This window comes from Actinomadura nitritigenes, from assembly GCF_017573545.1.
GTDB classification, from domain to species: domain Bacteria; phylum Actinomycetota; class Actinomycetes; order Streptosporangiales; family Streptosporangiaceae; genus Spirillospora; species Spirillospora nitritigenes.
Map to the genome: position 1 here is coordinate 57978 of NZ_JAGEOK010000042.1, position 20693 is coordinate 78670.

At 73.4% G+C, this 20693-nt stretch carries 17 protein-coding genes and 1 pseudogene; 6 read left to right on the plus strand and 12 right to left on the minus strand.

Features of this window, described 5'->3' with window-relative positions; genetic code table 11:
• The first annotated feature begins 173 nt into the window (after positions 1-173).
• A complete protein-coding gene (locus J4557_RS42455; RefSeq protein WP_208272496.1) occupies positions 174-2009 on the plus strand; it encodes a glycosyl hydrolase family 18 protein in 1836 nt (611 codons plus the stop codon).
• A 165-nt stretch (positions 2010-2174) separates the two neighbouring features.
• On the opposite strand, the gene J4557_RS42460 is transcribed toward J4557_RS42455, so the two are convergent.
• The 3 genes from J4557_RS42460 to J4557_RS42470 form a co-directional block, all read right to left on the minus strand.
• Complete coding sequence (locus J4557_RS42460) at positions 2175-3062, minus strand: nucleotidyl transferase AbiEii/AbiGii toxin family protein (protein ID WP_208272497.1); 888 nt, start codon at positions 3060-3062, stop codon at positions 2175-2177.
• On the minus strand, positions 3059-3715 hold the full coding sequence (locus J4557_RS42465) for a hypothetical protein (protein WP_208272498.1): 657 nt from the start codon (positions 3713-3715) through the stop codon (positions 3059-3061). The genes J4557_RS42460 and J4557_RS42465 overlap by 4 nt, the downstream gene beginning before the upstream one ends.
• Positions 3716-3791: 76 nt before the next feature.
• Positions 3792-4583 carry an SDR family NAD(P)-dependent oxidoreductase gene (locus tag J4557_RS42470; RefSeq protein WP_208272499.1) on the minus strand — a complete coding sequence of 264 codons (792 nt, stop codon included), beginning with the start codon at positions 4581-4583 and terminating at the stop codon, positions 3792-3794.
• Positions 4584-4667: 84 nt separating this feature from the next.
• Between J4557_RS42470 and J4557_RS42475 the strand changes: the two genes are divergently transcribed.
• Entirely contained in the window at positions 4668-5267 is a 600-nt protein-coding gene (locus J4557_RS42475; protein ID WP_208272500.1) for a TetR/AcrR family transcriptional regulator, read from the plus strand.
• A complete protein-coding gene (locus J4557_RS42480; RefSeq protein WP_208272501.1) occupies positions 5264-5983 on the plus strand; it encodes an HAD family hydrolase in 720 nt (239 codons plus the stop codon). Before J4557_RS42475 ends, J4557_RS42480 begins: the two co-directional genes overlap by 4 nt.
• Here the strand turns inward: J4557_RS42480 and J4557_RS42485 are convergent.
• The 4 genes from J4557_RS42485 to J4557_RS42500 all read right to left on the minus strand — a co-directional run bounded on the left by J4557_RS42485 (position 5973) and on the right by J4557_RS42500 (position 10554).
• Entirely contained in the window at positions 5973-6257 is a 285-nt protein-coding gene (locus J4557_RS42485) for a YciI family protein (protein ID WP_208272502.1), read from the minus strand. The two genes, J4557_RS42480 and J4557_RS42485, sit on opposite strands and share 11 nt — an antisense overlap.
• A 68-nt stretch (positions 6258-6325) precedes the next feature.
• Positions 6326-7183, minus strand: coding sequence for a LysR substrate-binding domain-containing protein (locus J4557_RS42490; protein ID WP_208272503.1), 858 nt, complete (start codon positions 7181-7183; stop codon positions 6326-6328).
• 25 nt (positions 7184-7208) lie between these two features.
• Positions 7209-9854 carry an ATP-binding protein gene (locus J4557_RS42495; RefSeq protein ID WP_208272504.1) on the minus strand — a complete coding sequence of 882 codons (2646 nt, stop codon included), beginning with the start codon at positions 9852-9854 and terminating at the stop codon, positions 7209-7211.
• A gap of 121 nt (positions 9855-9975) precedes the next feature.
• Complete coding sequence (locus J4557_RS42500) at positions 9976-10554, minus strand: YceI family protein (RefSeq protein ID WP_208272505.1); 579 nt, start codon at positions 10552-10554, stop codon at positions 9976-9978.
• A gap of 122 nt (positions 10555-10676) precedes the next feature.
• Here J4557_RS42500 and J4557_RS42505 point away from each other — a divergent pair, with 122 nt between their 5' ends.
• Positions 10677-11063 (plus strand): winged helix-turn-helix transcriptional regulator, encoded by a 387-nt coding sequence (locus J4557_RS42505; protein WP_208272506.1) that lies wholly within the window; start codon positions 10677-10679, stop codon positions 11061-11063.
• Here the strand turns inward: J4557_RS42505 and J4557_RS42510 are convergent.
• Positions 11050-11514 carry a hypothetical protein gene (locus tag J4557_RS42510; protein WP_307800517.1) on the minus strand — a complete coding sequence of 155 codons (465 nt, stop codon included), beginning with the start codon at positions 11512-11514 and terminating at the stop codon, positions 11050-11052. The two genes, J4557_RS42505 and J4557_RS42510, sit on opposite strands and share 14 nt — an antisense overlap.
• Positions 11515-11743: 229 nt before the next feature.
• On the opposite strand from J4557_RS42510, the gene alaS reads away from it, so the two are divergent.
• On the plus strand, positions 11744-14362 hold the full coding sequence (gene alaS / locus J4557_RS42515; RefSeq protein WP_208272507.1) for an alanine--tRNA ligase: 2619 nt from the start codon (positions 11744-11746) through the stop codon (positions 14360-14362).
• 134 nt (positions 14363-14496) lie between these two features.
• On the opposite strand, the gene J4557_RS42520 is transcribed toward alaS, so the two are convergent.
• From J4557_RS42520 to J4557_RS50330, 3 genes are all read right to left on the minus strand, one after another.
• Positions 14497-15951, minus strand: a complete 1455-nt coding sequence (locus tag J4557_RS42520; RefSeq protein WP_208272508.1) for an alpha/beta hydrolase — start codon at positions 15949-15951, stop codon at positions 14497-14499.
• Positions 15952-16119: 168 nt separating this feature from the next.
• The gene (locus J4557_RS51980) at positions 16120-16878 is read right to left on the minus strand and encodes a LytR/AlgR family response regulator transcription factor (protein ID WP_307800518.1); all 759 of its coding nucleotides are present in this window, start codon (positions 16876-16878) and stop codon (positions 16120-16122) included.
• Positions 16829-17878: a sensor histidine kinase gene (locus tag J4557_RS50330; protein ID WP_208272510.1), complete on the minus strand. Its 1050-nt coding sequence runs from the start codon at positions 17876-17878 to the stop codon at positions 16829-16831. Before J4557_RS50330 ends, J4557_RS51980 begins: the two co-directional genes overlap by 50 nt.
• Positions 17879-18929: 1051 nt before the next feature.
• On the opposite strand from J4557_RS50330, the gene J4557_RS42535 reads away from it, so the two are divergent.
• Positions 18930-20384, plus strand: coding sequence for a tyrosine-type recombinase/integrase (locus tag J4557_RS42535; RefSeq protein WP_208272511.1), 1455 nt, complete (start codon positions 18930-18932; stop codon positions 20382-20384).
• A gap of 194 nt (positions 20385-20578) precedes the next feature.
• Here J4557_RS42535 and J4557_RS42540 read toward each other — a convergent pair.
• A pseudogene (locus tag J4557_RS42540) lies at positions 20579-20693 on the minus strand (IS5/IS1182 family transposase); the annotation flags it as partial.

Here is a 20693-nt window from a genome sequence, read left to right on the forward strand (position 1 = left end):
CCCGTACGTCCCCAGGCAGGCGCCCAGACCAGCGCCGCCCGGCCGCTCCGCCCGTCCGGGAGGGCTTGAACGGCCCTGTCGCCGTGGTTACCATCGCCTCAATTTCTTAGGAAACTTTCCTAAGAGAAGAGCGGGGATTCCTGTTGGTTCGGGGGACGGACGAACGGAGAATCATGACCAGACCGGGCGGAAGGCGAACCGTCGCGCTCGCCACCGCGGCCACCCTCGCACTCGCGACGTCCCTGCTCACGGCGCCACCGGCGCCGGCCGCCGGGACCGTCACCGCGACGTGCGCCAAGACCTCGGACTGGGGCACCGGCTTCGAGGGCAACTGCACGATCACCAACGGGACGGGCGCCGCGATCAGCGGCTGGAAGGTCGAGGGCGACCTGCCGTCCGGCACGTCCATCACTACGGTGTGGAACGCGACGAAGACCGTCTCCGGCACCCACTACACGTTCGCCAACGCGAGCTGGAACGGGACGGTCGCCGCCGGGGCGACCACGAGCTTCGGCTTCGACGGCACCGGCGGCGGCTGGCTCACCGGCTGCACCGTCAACGGCGCCGCCTGCGACGGCTCGGGCACCCCGCAGCAGGACACGCAGGCACCCACCGCTCCCGTGAACCTGCGCTCGACGTCCAAGACCGCCTCGAGCGTCTCGCTGGCCTGGGACGCGTCGACCGACAACGTCGGCGTCACCGGCTACGACGTCTACAACGGCGCCGCCAAGGCGGCCACGGTCACCGGCACGAGCGCGACCGTCTCGGGGCTGTCCCCCAAGACCGCCTACAGCTTCACCGTCAGGGCGCACGACGCCGCCGGGAACGTGTCCGCCGCGTCCGGCGCCGTGTCGGTCACCACCGACGAGAGCGGCGGCGGCGACCCGGGCGGCGGCGGGAGCAAGGTCGTCGGCTACTTCACCGACTGGGGCGTCTACCAGCGCGCCTACTACGTGAAGAACATCGACACCAGCGGGTCCGCCGCCAAGCTCACCCACCTCAACTACGCGTTCGGCAACGTCACCAACGGCCAGTGCGCCATCGGCGACGCCTACGCCGACTACCAGCAGACCTACACCGCCGCCAACAGCGTCGACGGCGTCGCCGACACGTGGGACCAGCCCGTCGCCGGCAGCTTCAACCAGCTGCGCAAGCTGAAGAAGAAGTACCCGAACCTGAAGATCCTCTGGTCGTTCGGCGGCTGGACCTGGTCCGGCGGCTTCGGGCAGGCCGCCGCGAACCCCGCCGCGTTCGCCGACTCCTGCTACAACCTGGTGAAGGACCCGCGCTGGGCGGACGTCTTCGACGGCATCGACATCGACTGGGAGTACCCGAACGCCTGCGGGCTCTCCTGCGACACCAGCGGCCCGGACGCGTTCAAGAAGCTGATGGCCGCGCTGCGCGCGAAGTTCGGGTCGAGCGGCCTCGTCACCGCCGCGATCACCGCCGACGCGAGCGACGGCGGCAAGATGGACGTCACCGACTACGCGGGCGCCGCCCAGTACGTCGACTGGTTCAACCCGATGACCTACGACTACTTCGGCGCGTGGGACGCGCAGGGACCGACGGCGCCGCACTCGCCGCTGACGTCCTACCCCGGCATCCCGCACGCGGGCTTCAACACCAGCGACACCATCGCCAAGCTCAAGGCCAAGGGAGTGCCGGCGGGCAAGCTGCTGATCGGCATCGGCTTCTACGGGCGCGGCTGGACGGGCGTCACCCAGTCCGAACCGGGCGGCACCGCGACCGGCGCCGCGCCCGGCACCTACGAGGCGGGCATCGAGGACTACAAGGTCCTCAAGGGCAAGTGCCCCGCGACCGGCACCGTCGCCGGGACCGCCTACGCCAGGTGCGGCAGCGAATGGTGGAGCTACGACACCCCGTCCACCATCGGCGGGAAGATGGCCTACGCCAAGGGCCAGGGCCTGGGCGGCGCCTTCTTCTGGGAGCTGAGCGGCGACACCGCGGGCGGCGAGCTGATCGCCGCCATCAAGAACGGCCTCGGCTGACGCGGCTCCCCGGGGCGCGCCCTCCCAGCGCCCCCTGAAGCGCGGCCGAGCCCGACGGGCCCCTGACCGAAACCGGACGCCGGTCAGGGGCCCTTCCATCGGCCGGGGCCTCGCGCCGGGCGCACACCGTCACGCGGGCCGTCACCCGAGCCGTGACCCGGGCCGTCATGCGGGCCGCGCGGGCGCGCCCGGCGCCTCCGGGTCGAGCAGGGGGCGCACCAGGTCGTCCTCGATGGCCTTCCGGTAGTCCCGTGCCGTACCGCGGACCATCGGGTACTCGGCGCGGAACCCGTCCCAGTCGAGCCGGCCCCAGCGGAGCACGTCGGCCTGGAGCCAGTCGGTGGCGACGCGGGACGCCGCGTCGCCCACGCCGGTCGTCCTGTCCAGCAGCGACGGCGAGGGCCGGACGTTCCTGAGCAGCCACACGTCGTACAGGTCCTTGCACAGCGGACGCGAGTCGATCCACAGCCAGTGCAGCTTCCAGCACAGCGACTGCTCGGGCGTCGCGGCCTTGAGGAACAGCGGCGCGTCCCCCGACAGGCGGGGCACGGCGGTGCGGCACGGCGGGGCGTGCAGCTTCTCGTCGAACGCGAAGTCGACCTGCGCCTGCCCGCGCGCGCCGCCGCAGTACCAGGGCAGCGTGAGGCGGAAGCCCCACCGGTCGTCCGGCCGGTCGCGGACCATGGTCTCCCGCGTGCCGTAGGCGCCGATCGACGACCGGTCGACCCGGCTGGGGACGAAGCACAGCCCGTCCATGAGGTCGGTCCGGGGCGAGTATTCGACGTCGAGGAAGAGGTCCTCGAAGATCTCGTCGGTCTGGAACTCGTCGTCCCTCCACACCTCGGAGTCGACGATGAAGTCGAGGTCGTGCGGCATGCGGGCGTCCCGCCCGTACCAGGCGCGCATCAGCGCGCTGCCGCGCAGCACGAGATGCTCGCCCCACCTCGACCGGGAGATCGCCGCGAGGACGTGGTCCAGCGCGCCCTCGTGCGCGATCTCCTGCAGGGTGGGCTCGTGCGGCGCCATGCCCAGGAGCGGCGGGTCCTCCGTCATCGCGACTCCTCCTCGAACCTCTCGAACTCCTCGAACCGCTCGGACTCCTCGATCCAGCCGTCGTCCAGCGACGCGTCACCGTCGTGGACGACGAACTCGCGTTCCACCGAGACGATCTCGTGGCCGCGCGCCCGCAGCGCGCCGGCCAGCGCGTCCAGGCGGCGGGCCGCCGTGCGGGAGCCCACGCACCGGCAGCGCTGCGTGACGAACCGCTCCTGCCGCCCGTCGGCGCGGACGCGCCGGGCGTTGCGGGACAGGTGCGCGGCGTGCGGGCGCGCGGCGCGGGCCAGCGCGCCCGCGTCGAATGCGGGCTCCAGCAGCAGCTTGAGGTGGTGCTCGAAGTAGTACGCGGGGCCGAGCGCGTCGGCGTCGTCGGCCGGGACGCCCACGTTCCACGGCGCCGCCTCGACCTTCACCCGCGCCACCTCGAATCCGTCCGCGCGCAGGTCGGCGGCGGTCCGGGCGGCATCGGCGAGGGCGTCGTCCAGCGTGCCGCGGGTGCGCAGCGTCAGCATCGGCTGCGACGCCACCCGGCCGCGCTCCAGGACGATGTGGACGAACGTCAGGCCGCGCGCCGCCGCCCACCCCGCGACCGGCCCGGCGGCCGCGGGGCGGACGGTCACGTGCGTCTCGAAGTCTCCGGCGAAGTCCACCTCCGGATGGTCGCAAACCGACCACCGCGGGACCTACCGGTTTTCCGGAACGCCCCCTCCGCGGGAACGCCGTTCCCTAGAGGGCCTGGCCGCCGTCGATCGTGAGGATCTCCCCCGTCATGTACGGGTTCGCCATGAGGAACAGGACGGCGGCCGCGGCCTCGTCCGCGGTCCCGAGGCGGCCGAGCGGGGTCCCCCGTCCCGCCTCCGCGACGACCTCGTCCCCGGCCCCGTCCGCGCCGGCGCCGATCGCGCCGCGCGCCAGCGGGGTGTCGAACATCCCGTAGCGGACGGTGTTCGCGCGGAGCCGGCGCGGGGCCAGCTCGACGGCCAGGGCGCGGGTGAGCGTCTCGACGCCCCCGACGGCCGAGACCAGCGTCATGCCGGGCCGCGGCCGGACCACCAGGCCGCCGGACGTCAGGGTGATCGACCCGCCCGCGTTCATCCTCGGCACGGCCGCCCGCGCGGCTGCGAGCGCGGTCCACAGCCGCCCCTCGAACGCCTGGCGGGCGGCGTCCCGCGTGACCTCGCTGATCGGCATGGCGCCCGGGGAGCCGCCGGCGGTGAGCAGGACGTGGTCGACGGTGCCGGCGCGTTCGAAGGTCTCCTCGACCGCGGTGTCATCGGCGGCGTCGCCCGCGACGCCCAGGACCTCGGCGTCCGGGCCCGCCGCGCGGGCGTGCTCGACGGCCGCGTCCAGCCGCGCCTTGTCGCGGCCCGTCAGCACGACCCGTGCGCCGAGCGAGGCCAGCATCGCGCCGGCGGCCAGGCCGATGCCGGAGCTGCCGCCGATGATGACGGCGGTCTGCCCGGCGAGGGCCTGCGGCAGCGGCGAGCGGACCGGGATGGGCGCCTCGGTGATGGTCATCACGTCTCCTCAAAATAAAACATCCGGTTGGTTTACCCTGGCCCAGCGAGCCACCGAAGTCAACCGGATGGTTTAATTCGGGTCATGACGTACGACGCGGAGGCCACCCGGAGGCGGATCTTCGACGCCGCCACGGCCGAGTTCGCCGCGCACGGGCTGGCGGGAGCCCGGATCGAGCGCATCGCGCTCAAGGCCCGCGCCAACAAGCAGGCCATCTACCTCTACTTCGGCGGCAAGGAGAAGCTGTTCGGCGAGGTCGTCCGGTGCAAGGTGGACGAGGTCTGCCACGGCGCCGCCCTCCGGCCCGACGACTTCGCCGAAGCGGTCGGCCGGCTGTTCGACTGGTACGGGCAGAACCCGGAGCTGGTCCGGCTGCTGCTGTGGGAGGCGCTGGAGAGCGGCGGCGAGGTCGAGGGCCTGCCGGAGCGCCGCGAGGACTACCGAGCCCGGGTCCGCGACTTCCATGCCGCCGGCGTCGTGCGGGCACCGGCCGGCGAGGAGGGCACGCGCGTCGTGCAGGACCGGATCTTCACCGTCATCGGCCTCGTCGTGTGGAACTTCGCCGTCCCGCAGCTGCGCCGGCTCGTCCTGGACGAGGACGACGACGAGGCCGCGCTCGCGCGCCGGCGCGCGTCCGTCGTGGAGACCGCGCGCGCCCTCGCCGAGGCGGGGATCTTCACATGACCGGCGGCCCGGAGCCGCGGGCGGTCCCGCCGGCGCCCCGGGCGGTCCTGTTCGATCTCGACGGGACGCTCCTCGACCACACCGGCGCGGCGGCCGACGCGATCACCGCGGCGTTCCCCGGCGAGGACCCCGGCCGGCTCGTCCGGCGCTGGCTGGAGCTCACCGAGGCCTCGGTCGACCGGTACCTGGCCGGCGAGCTGACGTTCGCCGAGCAGCGGCGCGCCCGGATCGTCCCGCTGGCCCGCGAGCTGGGGCTCGGCGACTGGGACGACGCGCGCGCCGACGCGTGGCTCCGGGGCTACCTCGAACGGTACGCGTCCGCGTGGCGCCCGTTCCCCGACGCGCCCGGTCCCCTGGCGGCGCTGGCGGAGCGCGGCCTGCGGCTCGGCGTGATCACCAACGGGGACGCCCGGCAGCAGCGCGCGAAGATCGAGCGGATCGGGCTGGCGGAGCGGCTGACGTACCTGGTGACCTCCGGCGAGACCGGCGCGGCCAAGCCGCATCCGGAGATCTTCCGCGTCGCGTGCGCCGGGCTCGGCCTGCCCGCCCGCGACGTCGTCTACGTCGGCGACCGGCTGGACATCGACGCGCGGGGCGCGGCGTCCGCCGGGCTGGCGGGCGTGTGGCTCGACCGCTCCGCCGAACCCGTCCCGGACGACCTGGACGTACCGCGCATCACGTCCCTGGACGAGCTGCCCGGCCTGCTCACACCGTGATGCCGGCGAGCGCCGAGCGCGTCGCCTCGATCGCGATGACCTCGTAGCGGACGCGTCCGGTGCGCAGGAACGGATCCTCGGCGATGATCTCCTCGATGCGCGCGCGGTCCGTGCCGGACGCGAGGACCACCCCGCCGACGCGCGGGTCCCGGCGGGCGGTGAGCAGGAACGTCCCGGCCCTCATGTGCCGGTCGACGTATTCGTAGTGCTCGGGGATCAGCGCGTCCAGCTCGTCGAGGACGCCGTCGTCGTAGTGCAGCAGCAACAGGAACATGCCGGCAGTGAACGCCGCGCGGCGCCGTCCCGTCCACGAGGCGGCGCCTAGGGCGGGTGAGGCCCCGCCTAACGCCGCAGACGGCGGGCGATCGCCTCGGCGGACGCGTGACCCGCGTCACGGCGCCAGGCGAGCGCGAACCTCAGGCGCGGCGCGTCCCCGGCGATCGGCCGCCACACGAGCCCGGGTTCCGCCGCCCACGCGGGACGGAGCGCGACGACCGGCTCCCCCGAGGTCAGCTCGGCGCGGGCGACCGCGCGCCGCGCCGTCGAGACGCGGGTCTCCGGGTCCCAGCCCGCGGTGCGGCACGCGTCGAGCACCGCGTCGTGGTATCCGGATGCGAGGCCGCGGTCGAACCACAGCAGCTGCTCCCCCGCGAGGTCGCGCCACGCGACCGCCTCCCGCGCGGCGAGCCGGTGCCCGTCCGCCATCAGGACGCCGAGCGGCTCGTCGTGGACGGTCTCGGACGCCAGCCCGGCGAGGTCGGCGGGCAGCGTCACCACGGCGAGGTCCAGCTCGCGGCGGCGGAGCGCGGCGAGCTGGCGGTCGGTCGCGGCGTCCTCGTACACCGGCCGGACCCGGGCGTCCCGCGCCGCCGCGCCGAGCCGTCCGGGCAGGTCGGGCGGGATGCCGGGCGGCACGCCGACGACCAGGGTCCGGGTGCCGGACGCCGCGGCCGCCACGGCCCGCGCGCCCCGCTCGGCGGCGGCCAGCGCCGCCCGCGCCTCCGGCAGCAGCGCGGCCCCGGCCGGGGTCAGCTCCATTCCGGCGGCCGTCCGGTCGAACAGCGCGGCGCCGAGCTCCCGTTCGAGGCCGCGGATCTGCTGGCTGAGCGACGGCGAGCGCAGCCCGAGCCGTTCGGCGGCGCGGGTGAGGTTCGCCTCCTCCGCGACCGCGACGAAGTACCTGAGCCGCCGCAGTTCCACGGTCCCAGTCTCCCGGACGCCGGCGCTAGTCCCCCGGCGGCTCGCCCCGGGCGGGTCCGGGCTCCGTCGGCGCGGGCCTCGTCGGGGCGGGTCCCGTCGGCTCGGGGCCCGCGCGCCGGGGCTCCGGCGGCTCGGTCCGGGCGAGGACGGCGCGGGCCCGGCTCTCCCCCGCCGCGTTCCCCAGGCTGCGGTACAGGTCGAGGGCCTCGCGGGCGGGCCGCCGCGCCGCCGCGCGGTCGCCCGCGTCCAGCAGGATCTCGGCGAGCGTCCGGCGCCCGCGCGCCTGCCACCAGCGGTCGCCCAGCCCGTCGAACTCCGCGACGGCCCGCCGGACCGTGTCGGCGGCCTCCCCGTGCCGGCCGAGCCGGGCCAGCGCGTTGGCCTCCGACACGCGGGTGCGCGCGACGCCCCAGGTGTCGCCGAGGTCGGCGAGCACCCGTTCCGCGGTCCGCACGAACGCCAGTTCGCGCAGGCCGTTGCGGGGATCGCCGACCTCGCCCGCGGCGCGCAGGCAGCGGGCCTCCTCCCACTGCTCGCCGCGCAGCCGGAACGCCTCGGCCGCGCGCTCCAGCGCGGGCGCGGCCAGGCTGTACTTGACCTCGGCCGCCGCGTCGTCGCCCGACGCGCGCAAGGCGCGGGCCTCCGACGCCAGCACCTCCCCGAGCGCGCGCAGCGTCTGCGCCTCCGAGTACCGGTTGCCGCTCCGCTGGAACACCGCGAGCGCGCTCTCCAGCAGTTCGCGGGCCTCCTCATAGCGCCGCTGCGCGAGCCGCAGCTCGGCGAGGTTGCGGCGCGTCCGCGCCTGCCACCACGCGTCGCCCTCCGCCTCGAACGCGTCGATGGCCTCGGTGAGGTAGCGCTGCCCCTCGTCGAGGTTGCCCGCGTCCCGCAGGCACATGCCCGTGGACCTCAGCGCACGCGCCCGCCACCACATCTCCCGGTTGCCGGTGAAGATGCGGAGCGCCTCCGCCGCGTCCTCGTGCGCCAGGTCGATCTGCCCCTGGTTGCCGCGCACCGACGACCGCTCCAGCAGCGCGATGCCGAGCGAACGGTCGTCCAGATGGCCGGCGGCCGTGCAGGTCAGATCGGCCGCCGCCTTCCACTCCGGCCAGAACACGCGCAGCGAGTGGAACAGCGAGCACGCCGCCCGCCCCAGCCGCCACACCAGCGTCCACATCTCGCGCTCCGCGCCCTGCCCGAGCAGCGCCAGCACCGCCGGACGCTCGCTCGTCAGCCAGTCGACCGCCGAGAACCCGAGGTCGGGCACCTGCCCGGAGCCCCGGTGCCAGTCCTGCGGCCACCGGCTCGCCGCGACCCGCTCCGCCCGCTCCCGGTACCCGTCCAGCAGCCGCTCGACCGCCGCGTCCCGCTCGTCCTCGGCGTCCTCGCCCTCGGCCCGCTCCAGCGCGTACAGCCGGACGAGGTCGTGCAGCCGGTACCGCATCCGGCCCGTCGCGTCCGTCCCCGAGCACTCCGCGAGCTGGGCGTCCACGAGGGCCTCCAGCAGGTCCTCGCCCTCCAGGTCCGACACCCCGAGCAGCGCGCCCGCCGCCCACGCCTGCACGTCCGGCGCCGCCTGGACGCCGAGCGTGCGCAGCAGCCGCCGCTGCGTCGGGCTGCAGTCGTCGTAGCTCAGCGCCAGGCTCGCCCGGACGCCGTTGTCGATGCCGTGCTCCAGCTCGCCGAGCCGGCGCCGCTCGTCCCGCAGCCGGTCGGCCAGCACGCGCGGCGTCCACGACTCGCGCGCCGCGAGCCGCCCGCCGCAGATCCCGACCGCCAGCGGCAGCCGCCCGCACAGCTCCGCGATCTCCGCCGCGGCGTCCGGGTCCGCGCCGACCCGGTCTCGGCCCGCGAGCCGGCCGAGCAGCTCCACCGCGTGCCCGGCGGTGAACTCCGACAGCCGCCGATCGAGGTCGTTCAGCAGGCCGAGCGACTGCCGCGACGTCACCAGCACCGCGCAGCCGCCGCCCGGCGGCAGCAGCGCCCGCACCTGCCCGGCGTCGTGCGCGTTGTCCAGCAGCACCAGCAGCCGGCGCCCGCGCGTCCACGTCCACCACAGCTTCTGCAGCTCGGGCAGCCCGCCCGGGTCCGTCGCCAGCCGCACCCCCAGCGCCTGGAGGAACCCGAGCAGCACCTCCTCGGGCGGCACCGGCGCCCCGCCCGCGCCGCGCAGATCGAAGTACAGGGCGCCGTCCGGGTACCCGTCGGCGATCTCGTGCGCGAACCGGGCCGCGAGCACCGACTTGCCGACGCCCGCCGGCCCGTGCAGCGACACCACCAGCGGCGACGCCGGCGACCCGGACCCGGCGGCGACGGTCCGGCGCAGCTCGGCCAGCGACGCGTCCCGCCCGGTGAAGTGCGCGATCACCGGCGGCAGCTGCGCCGGCGTCACCGCGCCCGCGGCACGCTCCGGCGGGGCGGCCCGCTCCGCCTGCTGCGCGCCCCACGCCGCGACGCCGGCCAGCACCGCGACCCCGGCCGTGACGGCGGCCTGCACGGGGGCGGGCAGGCTGAACGCGTCCAGCGACGTCGTCACCGCCGTGATCACCGCGGTCAGCCCGCCGACGATCCACGGCGCCGCCAGCCGCCCCCGCCGCTCCACCGGGGCGGCGCCGTCCGGGGCCGGTGCGGTGGAACGGCGGGGGCGTGCCCCGGACGTCCCGTTCGGCATCCGCGCCCTCCGTCCTGTCCCCTCCGATCATGGGGCGCCGCGCCCGCGCGGCGGCGAACCGGCGGGGAACGGACGGTTAACAGCGCGTTCGGCACGCCGCCCAGGCCACCCGGCCCGGGGCTCACTCCGTCCGCAGCACCGCCTCGATCTCCAGGACGATCTCCACCTTGTCGCTCAACCCGAGCTTGCCGCCCGGCACGGTCGCGGCGTCGCCGACGCCGAACTCCAGCCGGCTGATCTCGCCGGTCGCAGTGAACCCGGCGCGGGCGCCCTTGAACGGGTCGTCCTGCCGGAACACGTCCGGCCCGAACCCCTCGACCACCAGCTCCAGCGTGACCGGCTTCGTCACGCCGTGCAGCGACAGCTCGCCGTCCAGCAGGAAGCCGTCGCCGGCGGCGCGCACCCCGGTGGAGCGGAACGTCATCTCGGGATACTTCTCGACGTCCAGGAAGTCGGCGGACCGGACGTGCTCGTCGCGCTGCGCGTTGCCGGTGTCGATCGACGCCAGGTCGATCGTCGCGGTCACCTCCGACCGCAGCGGGTCGTCGCCGGTCACGACCGTCCCCTCGAACGCGCCGAAGCGGCCCCGCACCCTGCTCACCATCAGGTGCCGGATCGTGAAGCCGACCCCGGAGTGGAGGGGGTCGATCGTCCAGGTTCCGGCGACGTAGTCCGGGATCTCGACAAGTTCCGCGGTCATCGTGTCTCCTTGGTTATGACCAGTAAGGCGGTTCCTTTCAGGAACCGCCTCCCATGGTGCGGATGTCCGCGCCGGCCGCACAAGAAGGCACTTTTTTCTGCCTCGGTTCCCTGGAGATAACCATGAACGTCAACGAGCACACCGCCGCCGGCTGCCGGGGCCGCGAGATCCTGGAGCGGATCGGCGACAAGTGGTCGCTCCAGGTGATCGCCGTGCTCGGCGAGCGGACCCTCCGCTTCACCGAGCTCAAGCGCGAGATCGAGGGCATCAGCCAGCGGATGCTGACCGTCACGCTGCGCGGCCTGGAGCGCGACGGCATCGTCGCCCGGACCGTCTACCCGGTGGTGCCGCCCCGCGTCGACTACGCCCTCACCCCGATGGGCGCGACGCTCCTGGACGCGGCCATCACCATGGTGTCCTGGGCCGAGGGGCACCTCGCCGAGATCGACGCCGCCCGCGCCGCCTACGACGCCCGCACCGCCGAGACCGAAGCCCTCAGATCCCGCTGAGCCCGCCCTCGCAGAACACGCAGACGTAATGCTCGTCCTTCACCACGTTGAGCTCCCCGCAGCCGCCGCAACGCCGGAAGACGAACGCCGCGGTGAAGCCGTCCGGACGCGCGATCCCCGCACGGTCCAGAGCGCCGGCGACCTCCGGCCATGAAGCCGGGCCGGGGCAGTAGCCGGTCGACTGGTTGCTGACCTCGGTGACGACCCACTCGCCGTGGACGCGCTCGAAGGCGATCTCACCGGCCGCGAGCACGGGACGTCCGCCGGCACACGCGACGTGCTCGCTGCGGCGCGGCGCGACCCGGAGCGTCCCCTCGAGGTCGACGATGTAGGTGAACGGCTCGTCGTCCGGCGCCAGGCCCTCGATGTCGGCGGACGACGTGATGGGCGCGCCCATCACGTCGGGGCGCACGTGAGCGAGGAGTTCGGGCGGGCCCGTGTACACGTACACGAGGAGACCGTATGAGGGCCGCAGGGGGCGAGGCGAGGGAATTTGTCTCGCGGGGCGGGGGTTGGCTCGGTTAGCGTTGCAGGCAAGTATCGGCGAACGGGAAAGCGTCCGATGGTCTTTCACGAGGTGGGGCGGCGAGCTAGCCGCGCCGAGCTGGGGAACGAGCAGTCGTGCCCGGCCCGGCTCGGCGGTGTGCGCCGTCATCCCATCGACCTCGTGAGGCCGTCCCATGCGCTCTTCTGAGATCCGCTCCACCTTCCTGGACTTCTTCCGGGAACGCGACCACCGCGTCGTCCCGTCCAGCCCGCTGATCCCGCCGGATCCCACGCTGCTGCTGACGAACGCGGGCATGAACCAGTTCAAGCCCTACTTCCTCGGCGAGACCGAGCCCGAGCATCCCCGCGCGATGTCCGTGCAGAAATGCGCGCGGACGTCCGACATCGAGAACGTCGGCCGGACGACCCGGCACTCGACGTTCTTCGAGATGCTCGGCAACTTCTCGTTCGGCGACTACTTCAAGGCGGAGGCCGTCTCCTGGGCGTGGGAGCTGTTCACGCGCCACTACGGCCTCGACCCGGAACGGATCTGGGTCACCGTCTACCTCGACGACGCGGAGGCGGAGGACATCTGGCGCCGGGTCGGCGTCCCGTCCGAGCGCATCCAGCGGCTCGGAATGGAGGACAACTACTGGTCGATGGGGACGCCGGGCCCCTGCGGGCCGTCCTCCGAACTCCACTACGACCGCGGCCCCGCGTTCGGCCGCGAGGGCGGGCCCGCGGTGGACGGCGAGCGCTACCAGGAACTCTGGAACCTCGTGTTCATGCAGAACCTGCGCGGCGAAGGGACCGGTAAGGGCGATTACCCCATCCTCGGGGAACTGCCCGCGAAGAACATCGACACGGGACTCGGCCTGGACCGTCTCGCGGCGGTCCTGCAGGACGTGGACACCGTCTGCGAGACCGATCTGCTCGCGCCGACGCTCCGGCTCGTCCAGGAACTCGCGGGACGCCCCTATCCCGGACGCGACGGCAGCGAGGACTCCATGTCGTTCCGCGTCGTCACCGAGCACGCGCGGTCCATCGCGTTCCTCATCGCGGACGGCGTGCTGCCCGCGCGCGACGGGCGCGGCTACGTGCTGCGCCGCCTGATGCGCCGCGCGGTCCGGCACGCGCGCCGGCTCGGCATCGACGAGCCCGTGCTGGCGCCGGTGACGGGCAGCGTCGTCGGCAACCTCGGCGGAGCGTGGCCGGAGCTGGAGCGGCAGTCGGAGCTGATCGAGCGGGTCGTCGCGGCGGAGGAGGACGGGTTCGAGCGGACGCTGCGGCAGGGCACCCGGCTGCTGGAGTCCGCGATCTCCCGGGCGGACACCACCCTCTCCGGGCAGACCGCGTTCGAACTGCACGACACCTACGGCTTCCCGATCGACCTGACCCTCGACGCGGCGCGGTCCGCGGGGCTCACCGTCGACGAGGACGCGTTCGCGGAACTGCTGGACGAGCAGCGGCGGCAGGCGCACCAGGCGGGACGGGACCGCAAGGGCGACGCGGTCGCGCGGCGCGACCTCTACCGGCGGATCGTCGCCGAGCACGGCCGCACCGACTTCGTCGGCTACTCCTCCACCACCGCCGGGACGCGGGTCGTCGCGCTCCTCGACGGGACGGGCACCGCCCCGGTCGCGTCCGAGGGCGACGAACTCGAGGTGGTCCTCGCGCGCAGCCCGTTCTACGCGGAGGGCGGCGGGCAGGTCGGCGACACCGGCACGATCCGCACGCCCGGCGCCGTCCTGGAGGTCGTGGACACCCGCCCCGGCATCGACGGCCTGCACGTGCACGCCGTCCGGATCGTGGACGGAGAGGTCCGTCCGGGCGACGAGGCGGAGGCGGCCGTGGACGCGGACCGGCGCGCGGCGACCGCGCGGTCGCACAGCGCCACGCACGTCCTGCACGCGATGCTCCGCCGCGTCCTCGGCGACCACGCGGCGCAGCGCGGATCCCGCGTCGAACCCGGCCGCCTGCGGTTCGACTTCGCGCACTTCTCCCCCGTGCCCGAGATCGGCACCGTCCAGACGCTCGTCAACGAGTACCTGGCGGACGATCCCGACGTGCACGTGTGGGAGGCGTCCCGCGCCGACGCGGAGGCGGCGGGCGCGGTCGCGCTGTTCGGCGAGAAGTACGGCGACGACGTCCGCATCGTGGACATCGGCGACGCGTCCCGCGAGCTGTGCGGCGGCACCCACGTCGGGCACGGGTCCCAGGCGGGGCCGGTGCACATCCTCGGCGAGTCGTCCATCGGCACCGGCCTGCGCCGCATCGAGGCGCTCACCGGACCCGACGCGCTCCGCCACTTCGACCACGAGCGGGCGCTGCTGGCCGAACTCGCCGCGCTGCTGAACGTCCCGCCCGACCAGGCGCCCGACCGGCTGCGGCAGCGCCTCGACCTGCTCGCCGAGACGCGGCGCGAACTCGACGCCCTCCGCCGCGCCGAACTGGACGCGCTCGCCGAACGCCTGGCGTCCCGCGCCGAACCGGTGCCGTCCGGCTGGCTCGTCGCGGAGCGGGTCGACGACGCGACCGCCGCGGACCTGCGCACCCTCGCGTCCGCGATCGTCGCCTCCGGTGACGGGCGCGGCCTGGCCGTCCTCGGCACCGCGTCCGGCGGCAAGGCGCAGCTGGTCGCGGCGGCCGGCCCCCGCTCCGGCGTCCGCGCGCGCGACCTGCTCACCGACGCGGCGCGCGAGGTCGGCGGCGGCGCGGGCGGCAAGGGCGCCCTGGCGAACGCGGGCGGCCGCCACCCGGAGAACCTCACCAAGGCGATCGCGATGGCGGCGGCCCAAGCCCGCACCCTCTGACCCCCGCCGCACCCCACCCCGGACAGAGCGAAGGATCGCCGAACTCCAAGCCTTCGAACGGGCGCACCGACGAACCGCCGGTGCGCCCGTTCAGGCACACCGGCGGCTGGCGGGATCGCTGCGGGGCCGCCCGGTCAGCCCAGCAGGAACCTGGTCAGGGCGTCGCGGCCGGTGTGGCCGGGTTCGCGGTTCTGGATGGAGTGGGCGGCGCCCTTGACGACCACGAAGCGGGTGCCGGCGGGGCTGACGGCGCGTTCCTGTTCGGCCCACTCCAGCGGGGTGCTGAGGTCGCGGTCGCCGGTGAGGATCAGCGTGGGCAGGTCGGGCAGCCGGCCGGCGGGATTGGAGTTCGGGGGCTCGGCCGGCCAGCGCAGGCAGGTCTGGACGCTGCTCTGGGCGAGCGCGACCGCCGGGCTGTACGGCCAGGTGGCCGATGCGGGCAGGGTGCGCGCGGTGCGGTCGAGGAACGGGCGGCGGAGCCGGGTCGGGGTGGCCGAGGTGCCCCACGGGAAGCGCAGGTCGTCGCAGATGGTGGCCGCGTGCAGGCCCGCGCTCAGCTGGCTCGCGGGCGTGCCGTCGGCCGGAGTGAACACGGCCTCGATGGCGTCCAGCCGGCGGGTGTCGCCGGCGACGGCCTCGTGCATCGCGCCGATGATGTCGCCCGGCAGGCCGCTGCCGGGGATCGGGTCCGGGTCGCGGTAGGTCGGGTCGAGGAACTCGTAGCCCACGACGTCGCCGAACAGGGCCAGCCCGCCGGCCGGGGTGCGCCGCCGGACGAGCGTGGCGAGGTCCTGCGCCGGGTCGAAACCGCAGGCGGGCGCGGCCTTGCAGGCGTCCCGGAGCACCCTGGGCTGGGCCGTGAGCCCGACCAGGTTCAGGTCCCCGTCGACCGTCCAGTGGTGCGGGACGACCGAGTCCATGACCAGCCGGGACACGTGCCGGGGATGGGCGATGGCGTACCGGGCGGCGGTGAAGGAGCCGTACGACACGCCGTCCACGGCCATGGTGTCCACGCCGAGCGCGCGCCGGAGGTTTTCGAAGTCGCCGACGCTCTGGTCGGTGCCGTAGAAGCGCGCCCGGTCGCCGAGCAGGCGGCTGCACTCGTCCACCGCGTCGGGGGTGGCCGGGGCGCTGTCGGAGCCGCTGACCTGGGCCTGCATCTTCGGGCAGTCGATGGCGCCGAGCGGGCCGGTGCCGCGCTGGTCGAGCATGACGAGGCGGTACTGCGCGAACACCTCGGGCATGCGCCCGGCGATGCGCCGGAGCAGGGCGACGCCCTCCTGGCCGGGGCCGCCGGTGAGGAACAGCAGCGTGCCCTTGGGCTTGGCCGGGCCGTCGGCGGCGCCGACCTGGAGGTCGAGCGTGCCGGGCGTGCGGCCGGAATGGTCGAGCGGGACGGTCAGCGTCCAGCAGGTGAAGCCCGGCTGCACGGCGCCGTCGTCGTCGCGGCACGGGTGCGGGGCGTGCAGCCCCCGGGCGGTGGCGTGCGGCGCGCGCGGCCCTCGGGCGGTGGCGTGCGCGGCGGGCGCCGGCGCCGCGACGGCGAGGCCGCAGCCGAGGACGGCGAGGGTACGGCGGACATTTCTCATCGCGAACTCCCACGCGGTGGGGAAGGACCGGCACCCATGCCCCCGAGGACGGATGCCGGCCACGGCTCTTTCGGGTGGCGGGACGCGCCCACCCTAGGAGCGGTCCCGGGGCGGCGGCCGGGTCCGCGCGGCGAACGGGAGCGGCGGAGGGGCGAACGGGAGCGGCGGTCAGGTCGGCAGGCCGAGCGCGGCCCGCACCTGCTCCCGGTAGGCGCGGCCGGAGATGACGGTGTCGCCGGAGCACAAGGTCAGCCGCATCTCCCCGTGGCCGAGGATCTCCAGCTCGCGGATCCGGTCGATCCGGACGATGACCGAGCGGTGGATCCGCAGGAACTCCGCGGAGCCGAGCCGCTCCTGGAGCTTGGCCAGGGTGCCGCGGACCAGGTGCGAGCGGGTGCCGGCGCGGATGCGCAGGTAGCCGTCCTCGGCCCGGATGTAGTCGATCGAGTCCAGGTCCAGCAGCCGGATCCGCCCGCCGATCTCGACGGGCAGCCGGTTCAGCGCCGGGGCGGCGGTCCGCCGGGCCAGCCGGTCGCGGACGCGGTCGAGCGCCAGGTCGAGCCGGTCCCGGCTGTACGGCTTGAGCAGGTAGTCGACCGCGTCGACCTCGAAGGCGCGGACGGCGTGCTCGCTGTAGGCCGTCACGAACACGACGGCCGGGTCGTGCCGGCCCCAGATCGCGTCGAGGATGCCGAACCCGTCGCCCTCGGGGAGCTGGATGTCGAGGAAGACCAGGTCGGGCCGGTGCCGGTGGAGGGCGGCGATCGCCGTGGCGGGCGAGCCGCACCCGGCGAGCAGGTCGACGTCCTCGTGGGCGGCCAGCATGCGCTGGAGCCGCCGCCGGGCCGGGGCTCGTCGTCGACGATCAAAGCCTTGATCATGTCCGCGCCGTCCGCAGCGGCAGCCGTACGGTCGCGGCGACGCCACCGCCGGGCTGCGGCTCGACGCTGAACCGGTGCTCCGCGCCGTACATCTGGACGAGCCGGGCGCGGGCGTTGGCCAGCCCGATCCCCGTGTGCGGCGTGCCGGGCGGCAGCCCGACACCGTCGTCCGCGACGACCAGCCGCAGCCAGGATCCCTCCGGCCGGGCCGTGATGGTCACCGTGCCCGGCGCGTCGCGGGGGGAGATCCCGTGCCGGACCGCGTTCTCCACCAGCGGCTGCAGCAGCAGCGGCGGGACCAGCGCGTCCAGCGCTCCGGGGTGGAGCCGCCAGTCCACCGCGAGCCGGTCCTCGAACCGGGCCTGCTCGATGTCCACGTAGGCGGACAGGACCTCCAGGTCCTCGCGCAACGTCACCTCCAGCGAGCCGTCATGCTCCAGCGACCGTCGCAGCAGGGCGCTCAGCCGCACGACCATCTCCTCCGCGCGCAGCGGGTCGTCATGGACGAACGAGGCGATGGTGTTCATCGCGTTGAACAGGAAGTGCGGCCGCACCTGCGCCCGCAGCGCCTGCAGCTCGGCCCGGGTCAGCTGCTCGCGGGCCCGCGCCAGCTGCTCGCGCCGCCGCCGGTGCTGGACGAAGTAGTAGACCCCGTGGGCCACTCCGACCCACTCGAAGTACATCGCCAGATAGGCCCCGAGGTTGCGGAGGTACTCATCGCCGAACCCCTGCGCGGGAGGCAGCCAGTGCAGCACCGGATCGAACAGGAACATCCGTCCGCTGAGCCAGCAGAGCGCGACCAGGTAGCCCGCCACGTGGACCAGGACCGCGCGCACCATGTGGGGACGCCTGACCGGGAACCACATGGTGAGCAGGTACACGCTGATGTTCACCGGGATCCACGTCAGCGAGGACGCCATGGTCTGCGCGAGGCCCAGCCCGACGCTGTGCGCCCCGTCCGCGTAGTTCTTCCACCACCCCAGCGCGTCCACCAGCGCGAGCAGCGACACGACCGCGGTCCAGATGCCGAACACGCGTCGATCCACGCCCGTACCGTAACGACCCCCGCCCACCACTGCCAGGCCACTACCGGCCGCCCCCCGACGTCCGGACCACCACCACGCTCATTCACCAACCACTCAATGCGCCTGGGTCAGGTATGAGGCGACCCATCAGGGACGCCGTCACGACCGCGAGGGCGACCGATGTCGCACCCGCCGACCAAGATCCGCCCAGCCGATCGGCACCGTCACCTTCTCCGAGGTAACCAGGTTCCTGGCCCTAGGGAAGCGCAACTACATCGCCAACCTCGCCAATCCCATCGAATCGGCCGCCGAGCACCGACTTGCCAGCAACGCCTCGCTCAGGCCAATGCAGCACGCCGAACTGCCGGGCGGTTGCACACCGTCCGACGGGCGGCGCCCGGGCCGACTGCACCTGTGCCGCCGCGCGTCGCAGAAACCCTCGGCAAGGGCCAGGCGATGGCCCGGCTTGCGGGCGTGCTGGATGCCGTCCGAATAGCCGCAACCGAGGCCAACCTGCGTGGCGGTGGCGGCGCTGGCGGCGCCGGACATCCTGGTGGAGCAGGAGGACGGCTGAGGCGGCGGCGCGGCACCCATGGCGACCGGACGAGGTGAGGTCGGCGGACGCGTCGCGATACGCGGCCCGGCGCGGGGCCGCGCCAGCGGCCCCGCGCCGCCGCCCCTTGACCAGCACGCCAGTCAGGATCGGGACAAGGCGATCGCGGCGGCGCTCGGGGAGGCGTTCAAGATCGCTCGGGCCAGTGACAAGGGTGACAAGGGCAGCCCGAAACGATCGGGCACGCAACGGGCACGGAAGCCGAAGTGATCTTGAGGAAAAGCGAGGCCCAGGTGGGAAAACAGGGCTCCTACCTGGGCCTTCTCAGTGGGAGCGGGCGACGGGAATCGAACCCGCGTAGCCAGTTTGGAAGCGGCTAGATCACCTCCGCCGAAGATCGCCACTGACCCACTAAACTGCAGGTCAGAGGCTGTTTCGTCTGCCATCCTGTGCTCGTCGATGTCGCTCGGATTTCCATGATCCAGTGACAAATGAGTGACAAATGATCTTCGGGGGATCATGGGTTTCACACGCAAGCGCAAGGGTCCGAACGGAACCCGATACCAAGCGCTCTACGACGACGCCCGGGGCGTCCGCCAGACGGCCGGCACCTTCGCGACACGCAAGGAGGCCGACCGAGCCTGGCAACGAGCCGAGACACGCATCGCCGAGGGCAAAGCAGGCGACCCCCGCCGCGCCCGGCAGACCTTCCGCACCTACGTCGAGGAACGCTGGTTCCCGAACCACCGCATCGAGGCATCGACCCGCCAGGACTACGCCTACGCGCTCGCCGCCCACGTGATGCCGTACTTCGGCGACATGAAGCTGCAGGACATCACCTCAGAGACCGTCCGCGAGTGGATCACCCACCGCAAGAAGCAGGGCGCCTCGGCCTACAGCATCAAGTACTGCAAGACCGCGATCCTCAACGCCATCTTCACGACAGCGGTCAACGACGGCGTGCTCGTCTACCACCCCAGCCGCGGGGTGAAGACCGACCCCGTCCCCGAGAAGCCACGCCAGATCATCACCGCCGAGCAGTTCGCCCGCATCTACGAGGCTCTCCCGGACGCGACCGCCCAACTCCTCGTCGAGACCGACATAGAAAGCGGCCTCCGCTGGGGCGAGCTGACCGAACTCCGCGTGAAGGACCTCGACTTCGCCACCGGCATCCTCACCGTCAGCCGCTCTGTCGTCGAGCTTGTCCCCAAGTTCCACCCCGAAGGCCGCCGCTTCCTGGTGAAGGACTACCCCAAGGGCAAGCGCTGGCGCCGCTTCAAGCTCAGTCCCCAGATCGTCGCCAAGCTGAAAGCCCACGCAGAAGCCAACAACCTCGCCCCGGACGACCTGTTCTTCAGCCGCCGCCGAAACGAGCCGCCCAAGCTCGAACTCCTAGACCCCGACACACTCACCTTCAAAGCACCGAACGGCCGCACCTACACCCACGGCACGACCACGGGCTACAACATCGGCAAATGCAAGTGCCGCCACTGCCGAGCCGCCTACGCCGCCTATCGCGCCGAGCGCCGCGCCCAGGGCAAGGACAACCCCCGCAAGCCCCGCGTCATCGACGACGACCCGCACATCTCCGCCAGTTGGTTCCGCAACCACTGCTGGCACCCCGCCCGATCCGCCGCCGACCTCGGCTGGTCGCCCCGCATCCACGACCTCCGCCATGCCCACGCCTCCTGGCTCCTCGCCGGCGGCGCCGACCTCCAGGTCGTCAAAGAACGCCTCGGCCACCGCAAGATCTCCACGACCGAGCGCTACCTCCACACCCTCCCCACCGCCGACGAAACCGCCCTTGAAGCCCTAGCCAAGATCCGCACAACCCCCACCGGCCCGCCGCCCACTCCAGACGCAGAGAAGGAACTGGCCGAGGCCAAAGCCAAGATCGCCGAACTCCAGGCAGTAATCACCGACCACCTCATCGCCCAGAGAACAACCAACACCCCCAACCTCCGCCCCGCCTAGACCAGCCAGACTGGCCTCACTCCAGCGCTTCGCATCTCGTGCGATCTTGTTCGCTTCGAGGGGTCAGATAGCTGGACGGCGGGGCGATAGGCCAGGCAGTGAAACCGACCGCGCCGTAGGTCTCCAAGACCACGCCGAATCTGGTCACGATTTCAAGAATTGCGTTCATGGAACCTCAGGACACTGAGCCTTTTTCAGCGTGCTGCGGTTTCGCGGAGTTGCAGGGTATGGATGGCCTTGGCGATGCGGCCGGCGCGGTGGGGGCAGCAGCGCAGCTTCCGTAGGATTCGCCATGACTTGAGCTGGGCG